Annotated in this window: 14 protein-coding genes; 5 read left to right on the top strand and 9 right to left on the bottom strand. The window is 38.8% G+C overall.

Annotated features, from left to right (window positions below; translation table 11 throughout):
* The first annotated feature begins 23 nt into the window (after positions 1–23).
* Positions 24–173, top strand: a complete 150-nt coding sequence (locus ABJH98_RS16540) for a hypothetical protein (protein ID WP_348308811.1) — start codon at positions 24–26, stop codon at positions 171–173.
* A 54-nt stretch (positions 174–227) separates the two neighbouring features.
* Here the strand turns inward: ABJH98_RS16540 and ABJH98_RS16535 are convergent, their stop codons facing one another.
* From ABJH98_RS16535 to proS, 4 genes are all read right to left on the bottom strand, one after another.
* Positions 228–983 (bottom strand): carboxypeptidase-like regulatory domain-containing protein, encoded by a 756-nt coding sequence (locus ABJH98_RS16535; RefSeq protein WP_348308810.1) that lies wholly within the window; start codon positions 981–983, stop codon positions 228–230.
* 101 nt (positions 984–1,084) lie between these two features.
* The gene (gene floA / locus ABJH98_RS16530) at positions 1,085–2,074 is read right to left on the bottom strand and encodes a flotillin-like protein FloA (protein ID WP_348308809.1); all 990 of its coding nucleotides are present in this window, start codon (positions 2,072–2,074) and stop codon (positions 1,085–1,087) included.
* 8 nt (positions 2,075–2,082) lie between these two features.
* Positions 2,083–2,553, bottom strand: coding sequence for an NfeD family protein (locus tag ABJH98_RS16525; protein ID WP_348308808.1), 471 nt, complete (start codon positions 2,551–2,553; stop codon positions 2,083–2,085).
* A gap of 70 nt (positions 2,554–2,623) precedes the next feature.
* Positions 2,624–4,108 (bottom strand): proline--tRNA ligase, encoded by a 1,485-nt coding sequence (gene proS, locus ABJH98_RS16520; RefSeq protein WP_348308807.1) that lies wholly within the window; start codon positions 4,106–4,108, stop codon positions 2,624–2,626.
* Between the two features lie 117 nt (positions 4,109–4,225).
* Between proS and ABJH98_RS16515 the strand changes: the two genes are divergently transcribed.
* Complete coding sequence (locus tag ABJH98_RS16515) at positions 4,226–5,548, top strand: hypothetical protein (protein ID WP_348308806.1); 1,323 nt, start codon at positions 4,226–4,228, stop codon at positions 5,546–5,548.
* A 17-nt stretch (positions 5,549–5,565) separates the two neighbouring features.
* Positions 5,566–7,149: a hypothetical protein gene (locus ABJH98_RS16510; protein WP_348308805.1), complete on the top strand. Its 1,584-nt coding sequence runs from the start codon at positions 5,566–5,568 to the stop codon at positions 7,147–7,149.
* Here the strand turns inward: ABJH98_RS16510 and ABJH98_RS16505 are convergent.
* Genes ABJH98_RS16505 through ABJH98_RS16485 form a run of 5 tightly spaced genes read right to left on the bottom strand, consistent with a single transcriptional unit; the run spans position 7,146 to position 11,724 of the window.
* Positions 7,146–7,655: a shikimate kinase gene (locus tag ABJH98_RS16505; protein ID WP_348308804.1), complete on the bottom strand. Its 510-nt coding sequence runs from the start codon at positions 7,653–7,655 to the stop codon at positions 7,146–7,148. The genes ABJH98_RS16510 and ABJH98_RS16505 overlap by 4 nt on opposite strands.
* Positions 7,652–9,430: an ABC transporter ATP-binding protein gene (locus ABJH98_RS16500; RefSeq protein WP_348309101.1), complete on the bottom strand. Its 1,779-nt coding sequence runs from the start codon at positions 9,428–9,430 to the stop codon at positions 7,652–7,654. Before ABJH98_RS16500 ends, ABJH98_RS16505 begins: the two co-directional genes overlap by 4 nt.
* Before the next feature lie 17 nt (positions 9,431–9,447).
* Positions 9,448–10,191 carry a tRNA pseudouridine(38-40) synthase TruA gene (truA, locus tag ABJH98_RS16495; protein ID WP_348308803.1) on the bottom strand — a complete coding sequence of 248 codons (744 nt, stop codon included), beginning with the start codon at positions 10,189–10,191 and terminating at the stop codon, positions 9,448–9,450.
* A gap of 6 nt (positions 10,192–10,197) precedes the next feature.
* Complete coding sequence (gene kbl / locus ABJH98_RS16490) at positions 10,198–11,385, bottom strand: glycine C-acetyltransferase (protein ID WP_348308802.1); 1,188 nt, start codon at positions 11,383–11,385, stop codon at positions 10,198–10,200.
* Between the two features lie 6 nt (positions 11,386–11,391).
* Positions 11,392–11,724, bottom strand: coding sequence for a hypothetical protein (locus ABJH98_RS16485; RefSeq protein ID WP_348308801.1), 333 nt, complete (start codon positions 11,722–11,724; stop codon positions 11,392–11,394).
* 78 nt (positions 11,725–11,802) lie between these two features.
* On the opposite strand from ABJH98_RS16485, the gene ABJH98_RS16480 reads away from it, so the two are divergent.
* Together ABJH98_RS16480 and ABJH98_RS16475 are read left to right on the top strand one after the other, a co-directional pair.
* Complete coding sequence (locus tag ABJH98_RS16480) at positions 11,803–12,588, top strand: enoyl-CoA hydratase-related protein (protein ID WP_348308800.1); 786 nt, start codon at positions 11,803–11,805, stop codon at positions 12,586–12,588.
* Between the two features lie 37 nt (positions 12,589–12,625).
* The gene (locus tag ABJH98_RS16475) at positions 12,626–14,146 is read left to right on the top strand and encodes a polysaccharide biosynthesis C-terminal domain-containing protein (RefSeq protein WP_348308799.1); all 1,521 of its coding nucleotides are present in this window, start codon (positions 12,626–12,628) and stop codon (positions 14,144–14,146) included.
* Positions 14,147–14,252 lie beyond the last annotated feature (106 nt).

Below are 14,252 nucleotides of genomic sequence, written 5' to 3'. Positions count from 1 at the left end.
ATCAGTTTAAAAACTCACCAGCTATGAGTATTTCGCAATCGTTAGTATCAATGGGAATTAGGTTGCTTTTCAGCAAAGAAGAAAACATTTGGTACGCCGTCATAGGAGAGCGAAAAAAATATCTTGGCGGCGAGCAAGAGTGTCAGGAGTTTTTGAGAAATCTTAAGAACTAAGAGAAGTTGAATTTGTTCGCTTAGAAAAAGCATGGGTCGCGAGGCTCGTGCTTTTTATTTTTCCTCCTCTCGGGCATCAAGATACTCGTAATATTGCTCTAGTGCATCGGGCAATATTTGTATCAGTTCATACACTGACGCCTCAGCCACTCGACTAAAACTCAATCCAGAATACAACATAAAATCCCTGTAATAGTATTCGTCAAAATATTGACCCATTTGGTCAAAGGCATCATCCAAATTCGCTTTGGCTTGATTGAAAACTAGATCTTCAGCTTGCTTTTCTTTTAGGTACAAGAAATTTTTCTTTTCTTCTTTATACTGTTTACTAAAGGCTCGATAAAGTGCTGTCATAGGGCTGCCTACAGCCGCCAAGCCCATATGGTAATCCTTAGTCGCTGGTTTGTTAGAATATTTAACACCTGGCACGTAATACACTTCACGCTCTGGCTGTTTGATGATGGTGTTGGCTTGAAAGTCGGAAGAAATTTCCACATCTTCCAAAATAATTGTACTCCTATGCATGGCCAAAATCACTTTTTGCACCTCATCCACATTGGTAACTGCCATGGACAAAGAATCGTATCCAACAAGCCTGAAATGTAATGTATCCAGGTGATTTACTTCGAATTCAAATCGCCCTTCATGCGTAGTGATAGTTCCTAAATGCTCCGAGAGATAAACATGAACATTAGCGAGCTCTTCGAGACTCATTCCATCAATAACTTGTCCGTGGATAGTAACTTTCTGAGCGCTCGAACTCTGAATCAAACAAAAGATAGCTAGGACGACACCTACTGATTTGAACATAAAAAAAACGGGCATCCTCGAATTCCAAAACATTGATTGCATCAAACAACTAATGCCAAAGGAGTATTCAAGGATGCCCGTCTAATAAAATTGTTACCTATTTATTTAGAAGGTTTTTTCCCTGAACCAGAATTTTTTGGTTTAGAAATAGACTCTCTCATTTCAGTATCTGCTTTGATATTGTCCATTTTATAATAATCCATGATGCCCAAATTGCCATCAATAAATGCCTGAGCCATAGCTTTTGGAATTTCAGCTTCCGCCTCGATCACTTTAGCTCTCGCTTCTTGAGCCTTAGCTTTCATTTCTTGCTCTACCGCAACAGCCATCGCTCTTCTTTCTTCGGCTTTAGCTTCAGCAACTTTCAAGTCTGCAGCTGCTTGATCTGTTTGAAGATCTGCTCCAATGTTTTTCCCTACGTCTACGTCAGCGATATCGATCGAAAGGATTTCGAATGCAGTTCCTGCATCCAACCCACGACTCAAAACCAACTTAGATATTTTGTCCGGATTTTCTAACACCTCTTTGTGCGTTACTGCGGATCCAATTGAAGTTACAATACCTTCTCCAACTCGAGCAAGAATCGTGTCTTCTCCAGCACCTCCGACTAACTGAGCCAAATTCGCTCTTACTGTTACTCTGGCTACTGCAATCAGTTGGATACCATCAGAAGCTACAGCAGCCACTCTAGGCGTTGTGATCACTTTCGGATTTACCGAAATCTGTACGGCCTCAAATACATCTCTACCAGCCAAATCGATAGCGGCTGCTTGGTTGAATTCCAAAGCAATATTAGCTTTATCTGCAGATATCAAAGCTTTGATGACAGTAGGTACATTTCCTCCGGCTAGATAGTGTGTTTCTAATTCGTTGGATGAAACTGTAAGACCAGCTTTTGTAGCAGTAATCAAAGAATTCACTACCAACGATGGTGGCACTTTTCTGATTCGCATAAAAACTAACTCTGCAAGTCCAACTTTGACATTTGAAAAAACAGCTGTAATCCAAAGGTTTACCGGAACAAAATACAGAAAGGTAAAAAATAGGATAATGGCTCCAAAGAGCGAAATTATCATCATCATACTACTCATTGTAGGTATTATTTTATTGGTTCAACAATTATTTTATTTCGCTCCAGCTTGATGATTTTTACTACTGTGTTTTCTAACACAAACGAACCAAGTGAAGTCACTTCATACTCTTTATTATCAAATTCGGCCTTGCCTACAGGTTTCAAAGAAGAAATACATTTCCCTTCTTGACCTATTTCAAGTGCTGAAGTTAAGCCCTCATTGACGGGCGTTTTCATTACGCTTTTATTGGAAAATTTATTCCAAGCTCCAGATTTAAAACTTAGCAACACAGCACCTAAGCCTGCCGCCAATGAAACCGTCAATACAATATGCCCAGTGTCTGTACCATAAAGTTCATAACTTCTATATACACCATAGATACCCACAACAAAGCCCAAAACCCCTACTACAGTTGTCCCAGGCACAAAAATAATCTCAACAATAATCAATGAGATTCCTGCAAGGATCAAAAACGATATGAGAAAATAATCTAACAATCTTGGTGGTTTAAAATCTGCCTTCGAATATACAAATTAGGGTTGGCTTTAAAACAAACCCCAAGCTATTTTAATACGCTTTGGCGAATACTACTCGCCGTTTTGAAGGTTGACCTGAATAAACGCATTTTCCGTCCTCTTGTTTTTGATCTATCGGAATACAACGAATCGTAGCCTTTGTTTCATTTTTGATTTTTTCTTCCGTTTCAGCTGTGCCATCCCAATGAGCATATATAAATCCTCCTTCTTCGCTGTTGATAATCTTTTTGAATTCTTCATAAGAATCTACTTCGAAAGTATGAGAGGTACGATAGTCAAGTGCCTTTTTATAGATCGTTTCTTGAATATTGTCTAGCAAGTCGGAGATACTCGAAGCGAACCCATCGTCTAGTGGCATCACATTTTTCTCTAGCAAGTCTCTTCGTGCTACTTCCACCGTTCCATTTTCCAGATCTTTTGGTCCGATGGCTATTCGCACAGGCGTACCTTTCAATTCGTATTCAGCGAATTTCCAACCTGGCTTATGTGTCTTTCTGTTATCGAACTTCACAGTGATGCCTAGCTTCTTCAAGTCCGCTTGTATTTTCAACGCCACTTCAGAGATTTCGGCCAGCTGTTCATCGCTCTTGAATATCGGCACTATGACCACCTGGAATGGAGCTAACTTAGGAGGCAATACCAATCCTTGATCGTCAGAATGCGCCATAATCAGCGCTCCCATCAATCGGGTACTCACTCCCCATGACGTTCCCCACACATATTCCATGGCTCCGCCTTCAGCATTGGCAAATTTTACGTCAAATGCTTTGGCAAAATTTTGACCCAAGAAATGCGAAGTACCTGCCTGGAGCGCCTTGCCGTCTTGCATCAATGCCTCAATACAATAAGTGTCCTCAGCTCCAGCGAATCTTTCACTTTCTGATTTCACACCTCTCAATACAGGCAGTGCTAAGAAATTCTCAGCAAAATCGGCATAAACATTCATCATTTGTACGGTCTCATCAATCGCTTCTTGCTTTGTTGCATGAGCAGTATGGCCTTCCTGCCATAAAAATTCAGCTGTTCTCAAAAACAGTCTGGTTCTCATTTCCCATCGCACTACATTGGCCCACTGATTAATCAATAGAGGTAAGTCTCTGTAAGATTGAATCCAGTTTTTATAAGAATTCCAAATGATGGTTTCTGATGTAGGTCTCACAATCAGCTCCTCCTCTAGCTTTGCATCTGGATCAACAACTACTCCTTTTCCATTTTCATCATTTTTCAAACGATAGTGAGTAACCACTGCACATTCCTTGGCAAATCCTTCTACATGATCTGCCTCTTTACTGAGGTAGGATTTAGGAATAAATAATGGGAAATAAGCATTTGAATGGCCGGTATCCTTAAACATACCATCCAGTGTGGCTTGCATTTTTTCCCATATGGCAAATCCATAGGGTTTGATTACCATACAACCCCTTACGTCAGAGTTCTCTGCTAAATCCGCTTTTTTTACTAATTCGTTATACCACAAAGAATAGTCTTCGCTCCGCTTTGGTAATCCTTTACTCATCTTGATTTCTTAAATTTGGTATGGATATTGCTTTCTTACATGCAAAATTGGACACAAATATAAATAGGTTGTCCAGTAATTAAAATGAATGTCTTACCATAAAACTCGGAGGTCGATATGATACGGATAAACTTTAAACTAACTGTTCTTTCAGCTTTGATACTAACGGTAGGACTTATTCAATCTGGATTCGCACAAGACGAATACGATGATATGTATTTTTCGGCTAAGGATAGAAAGAAGATAAAGAAGGCTGAAGAAAATACAGACGCAAATATTACTTTCGAATCATACTCTAACAATACGTACAACAATGCTTCCTACTCAGCCAAAGAAGTAAACCCTGAGTACATAGATAAATACAAACAGCAAGCACGTGAGTCAGTAGCTGATGAAAAGGCAGCTGAGACAAATGCAACCTACAGTAGCCAAGATTATTTTGTTGAAGATTTTAGTGGAGAGCAGGACGATGAGGCCTTTTATAACGACTCCAAATACAACAGACCCAACGAATCAACAACATCAAACAATTATTCTGGTGGCAGTAATAGCAATCCTTACAACCAAGGATCCAGTTTTTGGGGTACTAACATGATGATGAGCTACAACAACTGGGGTGGATGGTCTTATGGGATGAGTTTTGGCTGGGGCAGTAACCCAGCTTATTACGATCCTTATTTCTATGACCCTTTTTATTGCCCAATGTATAGTTACAATATGTACCGATGGTATAATCCTTATTACGCCTATAACAGCGGTTTTTATAATGGATACAACTATGGCTATTATATGGCAGGTGGCGGAAATAATGAAAAGTATTATAAAAATGTGAGCCGAGGTGCCAGATACAGTAGAGGCTCTACCATTTCAAGAAATGAAAATATCTCACGGATGTCCTCTACAAGGCCTACTAGAAGTTTTTCTAGATCTGAAGCTGTAGCTTCCAATGGTCGATCAGGTGGGGTGTCACAAGTAGCTACTACATCTAGCAGTAGAGCTAGAGTCGCTACATCCACAAGTCGAAGTTCTCAAAACGAATATGTCAGAAGTGCGAACGTGAGTACTTCACGATCACGATTATCAGACGTATCGAACAGAACTAACTCTCGTACATCTGTTAGCTCAAGGACTCCTTATTCAGGAAGAAATAGTGTGACTTCAGAGAGTCGAAACAATTACAGTAATTCGATCAGTTCCACTTCGAGAAATACCAGAAGTACTGGAACCAGATCATATTCAAGTGGCAATAACACACAAAGAAGGTACAGTATACCACAGTCATCCACTTCCTATTCAAGAAGCAGGTCAAATACTCAAAGTAGATCCTATACAGCTCCTTCTAGATCAAGTGGAAATACGATGCGAAGTTCTCCTAGCAGAACAAGCAGTTCAGGTAGATCTTCTGGATCGACAAGAAAATCATCACGAGGTAACAGATAATTTTGGAATATTTGAGAATGACAATTAGGCCAATCCTTCTTGGGACAATACTTGTGGTATGTTCTTTTTCAGCCCGTGCTCAATATGGTTACTTCAATGATATACTTAATTATAGCAGAACCCAATCCATTGGTACGGCAAGAACACAGGCCATTGGGAACGCACAAGTGGCTCTAGGCGGTGACATGAATTCGGCTTATGCCAATCCTGCAGGACTAGGATTCAACAGAAGTTCGGTGGTTACTTTCACTCCTTCTCTTAATTTTTATAATAGTGATTCAGAGTATTTTGGTCAAAACACAAAAGATTCAAAAGCCAATTTTAATATTGCGAATTTGGGTGTGATATTCGATTTTGCTAAAAGTGATTATGAAGACAGCAAATTCAAAGGAGGTTCTTTTGCTATCACGATGACGCGAGAAAATAATTTTCATAGTGACATCACTTATGATGGTTACAATTCTACCGATTATGAAAATGGCATCAGTAGATCATCCATAGTGGATTATTGGTTGGACAATGTATATGACTATTCTGTAGACCCTCCAATTCCTTATTCGCTGGATCAACTGACTGACTTTGAATATTATGGCCTTTTCGAATCTTATCTAATCAACCCCATTTATGCTACTGATGGCAATGGAAATGACTTTTTGGTTGACTACGAAAAATTCATTGGTGACTTTCCCAGACAAGTAGAAGAGACTACTAACAAAGGCGGTCAATATCGATGGGATTTTGCCGCTGGAGCCAATTATAACGACATACTATATTTTGGAGCTAGCTTCAACTTGAATACTATCAATTACCAAACTACCAGCACGCTATATGAAACTGAATTTTTATTTAATAATCAGCCTGATGATGCAATCAACGAAGTAAGTACTCGAAATACTTTAGACGTTAGAGGTACTGGCGTAGGAGGCACATTTGGAATAATTGCTAGACCATTAGATCTGTTGAGAGTCGGTATTTCTGCTACCACCCCAAAGTATTACTGGATGCGTGAAGAAAGCTCAAGAGATGTTTTTGTATCATACAACAATTTCGAATTCGTAGATGGGGATGGGTCTTCTATAATCCTTGAAGATTATTACTACGAAGAATTCAGCGAATCCAATTACAATGTGACAACTCCTTTCAAACTGACGACCGGAGCGGCCTTCTTTTTAGGAAAACTAGGATTCATTTCGGCTGATGTTGATTTCATAAACTATTCAAAAGCTAAACTAAAATCAAGTGATTTTGACGCTTCTGGAGACAATCAAAGTATCCAATCACTATACCAAAATGCTATAAACTGGAGGATAGGAAGTGAATTCAGAGTGTCGTCCTTTAGGGTAAGAGGTGGCTATAGCTATGAAGGAGATCCCTATAAAAACAGTGGAATCGATAATAGTATCTCGAAGATATCTGGTGGAATTGGCTATCGAAACCGTGAATTTTTTGTAGATATTTCCGCTGTCCATACCAAATGGAATTCAGTGAGAAGTCCTTATACCATCTATTCCTACAACGACCCTAGCGAAAACATCAGTCCGGTTGCTTATACAGAGAATAAAAATTTGAATGTCTCGGTGACGTTTGGAGTCAACTTTTAAATAGATTCAAAATATTGGATAATATCCTGAAGATTCGAATTGGTAGTGAAAGAGGCTTTCTCATATTGAGGAAGTCTTTTTTTATATAATGCTTCCATATCCTGAGCCAAGGATTCGTCTTCCATTTGATTCACCAAAGGTCTTGAGCTTTTTTCTTGTTTCACTCGCTCTATAAGCACGTCCATCGGTGTGTCCAAAAAAATGGTCGAACCCGCCAAATTCATTTGATCTATGTTGTCATAGAAGCAAGGCGCACCACCTCCTGTGGCAATCACAGCTGGTTCATTCAAGCGAATGAGCATCAGCAATACACTGTTTTCCAACTCACGGAAGTAATCTTCTCCCACCTGAGCAAATATATCTGGAATGACCCAACCAGCCATTCGCTCTATTTCTGCATCAAGATCAAAAAAGTTTCTGCCCAACTTTTCAGCCAATTCCTTTCCTAAGGTGGACTTACCTGACCCAGGCATACCAATTAAAAATATTTTCTGAGGGTATTTCAAGCGATCTTATGAGTTACTTCTTTGTATTGCATTTTATGAAGTTGTGCATAATAACCATCTTTTGCAAGTAATTCATCGTGTGAGCCTGATTCTTTTATTTCTCCTTGCTCTAAAACCAGAATTTTATCAGCATGTTGAATGGTTGACAATCGATGCGCAATCACTATAGAAGTTCTACCCTTCATCATGCGATCGATAGCTTGTTGAATTAGCTCTTCGGTCTCTGTATCTACACTCGAAGTAGCCTCATCCAATACTATGATTTTAGGATCATAGACCATTGCTCTTACGAAAGAAATCAGTTGCCGCTGACCAACGGACAAAGTCGCTCCTCTTTCCATCACATTGTAATCCAATCCCCCTGGTAATCGCTCAATAAATTCCCTAGCGCCTACGAGTTCAGCTGCTTTCATTACTTGCTCTCTCGTTATATCGTCATTCCCAAGTGTAATATTTTTTTCGATGGTGTCTGAAAACAGAAAAACATCCTGAAGAACTACCCCAATATTTCGACGTAAGGCATTGAGTTCATAATCATCAATATCATAGCCATCTACCAATATCGAACCTTTGTTGATTTCATAAAATCGACTGAGCAGATTAATAACAGAAGATTTACCAGCGCCTGTCGCCCCTACCAATGCAATCGTTTGGCCAGCGTCTACATCGAAGCTGATATTCTTTAAGACATAATCTTCGTCGTTGTAGGCAAACCATACCTCATCAAATTTCACACTGCCTTCTAGATCTTCAGGGTTCATTGAGCCTTCATTTGGAATGTGCTCTGCATTCTCAAGCAAATCTATCAATCGATTCGAACTTACAATTCCCATCTGTAGCGTATTGAATCTATCGGCAATCATTCGAATAGGACGGAAGAACATCTGAATGTACATGATAAAAGCAATCAAGACACCGGGTTGATATTCCGCATCTATCATTTTAACTGCACCATACCAGACAACCAACCCGATACCTATAGCTTGGATAACTTCCGCCACCGGAAAATACACAGAGTAGTACATCACAGATTTGATATTTGCTCTCTTGTGCTCTTTGTTAATGTCTTTGAACTTTTCTAATTCTCGTTCCTCACTATTAAAGATTTGTACAATACTCATCCCCGTAATATGCTCTTGAACAAATGAATTCAAGTTGGATACTGCAGTTCGGACACTATTGAAAGAAACTTTAATTTTTTCCTTGAAAATGTAGGTGGCAAAAATTAGAACTGGCAAAGTTGACAAACTGACCAGAGTCAATTTCCAGTCTGTATAAAACATGAAGATCAATATCACAATTAATTGGAGCAAGTCACCAATCATCATCGCTATTCCCTGACTAAAAACATCCGCTAGTGTTTCTATATCAGAAATGTTTCTTGTCACCAATCTTCCAATCGGAGTTTTGTCAAAAAATTTGAGCTTCAGTTTCTGAATATGCTCATATAAGCTGGTTCGAATATCTCGAATGATGTACTGACCAAGCCAACTTGATAAATACGTATGAGCATATTGCACAAAAGCTTGTGCAACCAATAATACAATTAGAAGACCGATCATGAAAACCAATCCATTATAGTCTCCATTAGCCACTTCGTTGTCTATGGTGACTTGTATTAAATAAGGTCTGATTGGCACCAGGATAGCGAGTGCTATCGTAAGCAATACCAATAACCAAAACTGCGTCATGTATGGCTTTACGAATACAAATATTCTTTTCAGAACCTTGAAATCCAGTATTTTACCGTCGGGTTTTTCTTTTTCCAATCTAATCTAACTGTGACTTGAAACTAAAGATAAATGTCTTTTGGGTAGGTAATGTCTCGCAAATATAGACCATGTGCCGGTACAGATCGACCTGCTTTTTTTCGGTCTTTACTTTTTAATATTTGTTCAAATTCTGCTAAGGTCATACGTTCCTGACCCACTTCCAACATGGTGCCTACTAAGGCACGAACCATTCCCCTCAAAAATCTATTGGCACTTACGTGAAAATGTATCTCGTCGTTTTGCTTTTCCCAAAAAGCTGAAAAAATTTCACAATTGAAATTGTTGACTTCCGTCTTGACCTTGCTCATCGATTCAAAATCTTTCCAGCTTTTGATCACTTCGCAGCAAGCATTCATTTGGTCAAGGTTCAAAGTTTGATGAAAAAGATACGACAAGCCCTGCTTGAATGGGTTTTTGTGCTGATGTATTTTGTAAATGTAAGCACGAGAACCTGCTTCGAATCTTGCGCTTACATCATCTTTCACTTTTTTTATTTCATTAACTGAAATATCTTGAGGCAACAAACTATTTAGCTTTCCAACCATCAAAATGATATCCATTTCATCTTCGCAATCGAAATGCACCATCTGCATCATGGCATGAACACCGGTATCAGTTCGTCCACTTCCAATGGTAGAAATCTCCGATCTTAAGATGGTTGATAATGCTTCGTTGAGAACTCCTTGTACCGTCTTGGCATTATTCTGAATTTGCCATCCATGGTAAGCGGATCCATTATATGAAATATCAAGGAAGTATCGCATGCAAGCTTATATCACTTCTAACTCTTTTCCTACTTTGGTAAATGCAGCGATGGCTTTATCTAAGTGTGATCGATCATGCACTGCAGATAGCTGAACTCGAATTCTCGCCTGTCCTTTAGGCACCACTGGAAAATAAAACCCAATCACATAAATTCCTTCTTCAAGTAACCGTGCAGCAAATTTTTGAGAAAGTACCGCATCATATAGCATAATAGGTACAATTGGGTGGAACCCAGGCTTAATATCAAACCCAGCGGCTGTCATTTTCTCACGGAAGTATTTGGTATTATCTTCTAATTTATCTCTAAGCTCTGTAGTCTCACTGAGCATGTCTATCACAGCAATGGATGCGCCGACAATAGACGGTGCTAAGGTATTGGAGAATAAATAGGGTCTTGATTTCTGTCGAAGCATTTCGATGATCTCTTTCTTTCCTGAAGTAAACCCTCCAGAAGCACCTCCCAATGCTTTACCTAAAGTTCCTGTAATGATATCCACTCGATCCATCACTCCACAAAGCTCATGTACGCCTCTGCCAGTTTTGCCCATAAATCCAGTAGAATGACATTCATCAGTCATAACCAATGCATCATATTTGTCTGCTAGATCACAGATTTTGTCCATTTGAGCCACTGTACCATCCATCGAGAAAGCTCCATCAGTCACAATGATTTTGCATTTGGCATCTTTCGCTTCTATCAACTTAGCCTCCAAATCGGCCATGTCATTATTGTTGTATCTGAAACGCTGAGCCTTGCATAGTCTTACGCCATCTATAATTGAAGCGTGATTTAATGAATCTGAAATAATAGCATCCTCAGAGCCAAAAAGCGGTTCAAAAACTCCACCATTGGCATCAAAAGCTGCAGCATAAAGTATGGTGTCTTCTGTACCTAAAAATTCAGAAATTTTATGTTCCAGTTCTTTATGGATATCCTGAGTACCGCAAATAAATCTCACTGAAGACATTCCAAAACCATGCGTGTCTATGGTAGCCTTTGCAGCTTCAATCACTTTCGGGTGAGACGACAACCCCAAATAATTATTTGCACAAAAGTTGATTACTTCTTTGCCTTCGCTTGTTTTTATATCTGCTCCCTGAGGGGTAGTGATAATTCGTTCTGATTTGAAAAGACCTGCCTCTTTGATCTCTTCGAGCTCTATTTTAAGCTTAGCTTCTAAAGACTTATACATCTGAAATTATTTCATTTTGGGTTTAAACTTCATTTTTGGTTTGGATGGCGCGGTTTCAACCTGACTCTCTAACAAGTATTTTCTCCTAATTGGATTGATCAAAAATAATTTTTGTGCCGTAAAACTATCAGGGTTCGTCTGACTAAAAATTCCTTCTAATTTTTGATATAATTCAGGCTCTACACCTTTAAATTTTCCAGCGTCAATTTTTTTTGATGTCAGGTAGGTTATAAAATCAATTGTATTTTCCATCACCAAGCAAATATACGGTTTGTTAGTAAAGTGACGAGTGGAATTTTCAGTCGAAATACTTATGAAATCATATTTTATATATTTCATGAATAAGTAAAAAAGACTGGCATTTGTGGTATTAATTGCCTGCATTAAATACTTTTGAAAAAACCATTATTCACCACTATGGCTCAATTAGAAACATTAGCACTTCAAGCCTCTGACGGCATTCTTACGATTACCTTCATCCGTGAATCAGCACTTAACGCGTTGAACGATCAAACGTTTAATGAGCTAAAAAGCACATTTGAAGAGGCTCTGGATAATAAAGAGATATCAGGAATCATACTTACTGGCTCCGGAGAAAAGGCTTTTGTTGCGGGGGCCGACATCACGGAACTGGCTCAGATGACAGAGGTAAATGGTAGAAATTTCTCTGAAAAAGGACAAGAAATTTTTGACCTAATCGAAAGCTCAGCCAAACCTGTAATTGCCGCAGTCAACGGATTTGCATTAGGTGGAGGTTGTGAATTAGCCATGGCTTGCCATATGAGAATTGCTACTCCCAATGCTAAATTTGGCCAACCTGAAGTCAATTTAGGCGTTATTCCAGGCTATGGAGGAACACAACGTCTGACACAGTTGGTAGGAAAAGGTAAAGCGCTAGAACTGATGTTGACTGGTGATATGATTGGTACAGATGAAGCGTTGTCTTTAGGACTTATTAACTATAAAGCCGAATCTAAGGCAGATATGATTGCCAAAGCGGAAGAGATCTTATCTAAGATTCAAAAGAAGGCACCTCTGGCTATTGGAATGGTGATAGACTGTGTAAAAGCGGTATATACGACTGGAATAAATGGTTATCAAACCGAAGCCAATTCCTTTTCAAGATGCTGTGGCACAGAAGATTTTAAGGAAGGCACTTCCGCATTTCTAGAAAAAAGAAAGCCAAGCTTCAAAGGCGAATAATCAATTACAATATGATCATAAAAATCCTAGCTAATACATGAGTTCTATCAAAGGATTAGCTGGAGATACTATGTGGTATGGGCTAAGTAGCATCATCGGCCGCATGATCTCATATTTGCTCGTACCTCTATATACTGCAGTATTTTTACCTGGAGAATATGGTATCGTGACTGAGCTGTATGCCTATATCGCGTTTCTCTATCCTCTTTTCACTTATGGAATGGAAACTGCCTACTTTAGATACGCCAATAAAAAACCTGAAGAGGAGCCGGCTCTATTCAATTTACTTAATACCGTGATAATCATAACTAGTTCTATTCTTGTTGGAATATTGCTATGGTTTGGAACAGATATCGCCATTTGGCTTGATTATGCAGGAAAGGAAATAGTATTTTATTGGTTAGCCATTGTTTTGGGTGTAGATGCTATTGTGGTTCTTCCATTTGCACGTTTACGGTTTCGAAATCGCCCAAAAAAATTCGCGATGATTCGCTTTTTCAACATCACTTTTGCGGTGTTCCTAAATTTATTATTCCTGGTTTTTTGTTTAAAAATATACGAAGGGAGCTGGTTTATAGGATGGCAGCAGTTTATGCTAGATCATTACGATTTTGAGTTTAAAGCCAAATATGTCTTTCTTTCTAACTTGATATCAAATTCATTGCTGATTGTACTTTTATTTAAAGAATACGATGGGTTCAGACCTTCATTCAATTGGAAAAAAATTACTCCCATTTTGCTTTACGCTGCACCACTTTTATTTATGGGTTTGGCAGGCGTAACAAATGAAATGCTTTCAAGAGCATTGCTGAAAATATGGTTGCCAGATGGCTTCTACCCTGACCAAACAAGCCTAGACGCTTTAGGGGTTTTTGGTGCCTGTTATAAGCTTTCTGTTTTCATGATGTTAGGTATTCAGGCTTTCAGGTATGCTGCGGAACCCTTTTTCTTCTCAAATGCCGAAAACAAAGATTCTCCCAAGCTTTTTGCCAATGTTATGACAGGTTTTGTCATTTTCTGCGTCTTTGTTTTTGTCGCTATATCGTTGAATCTGGAAATCATAGGGTTAATATTTTTCTCTAACCCCGCCTACAGAGAAGGCCTCTATGTAGTCCCGTTTTTACTTATGGCTTACCTATTCAACGGCATCTATTATAATCTTTCTGTCTGGTATAAAGTAACAGACAAAACCATTTATGGCGCCTGGATCACAATATGCGGTGCTTTAGTGACAATGGCCCTTAATTACCTATTAATACCCATAATGGGATATTTTGGCAGTTCTATAGTTACGCTCATTTCGTATTTTCTCATGGCTGCAACGAGCTATTTCTTTGGCCAAAAGTATTATCAAGTTCCCTATCAAGTGTTTCAAATTTTCAAATACATCACAATTGCCTCTCTGCTTGTATATGGTTTTTACCAGTTCAACTCAGAAAATTGGCTTGTTAATTTTTTCGTCAGAAACTTGGGTGTATTGATCTTTGTGATCGGAACATACTTTGCAGAACGTAAGCATATTTCGGGCAGAGTAGTTTTCGGTTTTAAAATTCCTTAAATTATTAACTCGTTTGGTCTTTTATTTGATTGAGACTATTTAAAAGGTGTCTATTCATTGGAATAAGATGAGGTTTGCTAACCAAATGAATGAAATGAAAACCAAT

The sequence above is a fragment of the Reichenbachiella sp. genome (assembly GCF_039969095.1).
Lineage (GTDB): Bacteria > Bacteroidota > Bacteroidia > Cytophagales > Cyclobacteriaceae > Reichenbachiella.
This window is presented reverse-complemented; position numbering and strand designations above follow the sequence as displayed.

What these genes read in the sequence shown, in the direction of transcription:
- ABJH98_RS16540 (WP_348308811.1), top strand. Translation starts at nt 24, where the DNA reads ATGAGTATTTCGCAATCGTTAGTATCAATGGGAATTAGGTTGCTTTTC.
- ABJH98_RS16535 (WP_348308810.1), bottom strand. Translation starts at nt 983, where the DNA reads ATGTTCAAATCAGTAGGTGTCGTCCTAGCTATCTTTTGTTTGATTCAG.
- floA (WP_348308809.1), bottom strand. Translation starts at nt 2,074, where the DNA reads ATGAGTAGTATGATGATGATAATTTCGCTCTTTGGAGCCATTATCCTA.
- proS (WP_348308807.1), bottom strand. Translation starts at nt 4,108, where the DNA reads ATGAGTAAAGGATTACCAAAGCGGAGCGAAGACTATTCTTTGTGGTAT.
- ABJH98_RS16515 (WP_348308806.1), top strand. Translation starts at nt 4,226, where the DNA reads ATGATACGGATAAACTTTAAACTAACTGTTCTTTCAGCTTTGATACTA.
- ABJH98_RS16510 (WP_348308805.1), top strand. Translation starts at nt 5,566, where the DNA reads ATGACAATTAGGCCAATCCTTCTTGGGACAATACTTGTGGTATGTTCT.
- truA (WP_348308803.1), bottom strand. Translation starts at nt 10,191, where the DNA reads ATGCGATACTTCCTTGATATTTCATATAATGGATCCGCTTACCATGGA.
- kbl (WP_348308802.1), bottom strand. Translation starts at nt 11,385, where the DNA reads ATGTATAAGTCTTTAGAAGCTAAGCTTAAAATAGAGCTCGAAGAGATC.
- ABJH98_RS16485 (WP_348308801.1), bottom strand. Translation starts at nt 11,724, where the DNA reads ATGAAATATATAAAATATGATTTCATAAGTATTTCGACTGAAAATTCC.
- ABJH98_RS16480 (WP_348308800.1), top strand. Translation starts at nt 11,803, where the DNA reads ATGGCTCAATTAGAAACATTAGCACTTCAAGCCTCTGACGGCATTCTT.
- ABJH98_RS16475 (WP_348308799.1), top strand. Translation starts at nt 12,626, where the DNA reads ATGAGTTCTATCAAAGGATTAGCTGGAGATACTATGTGGTATGGGCTA.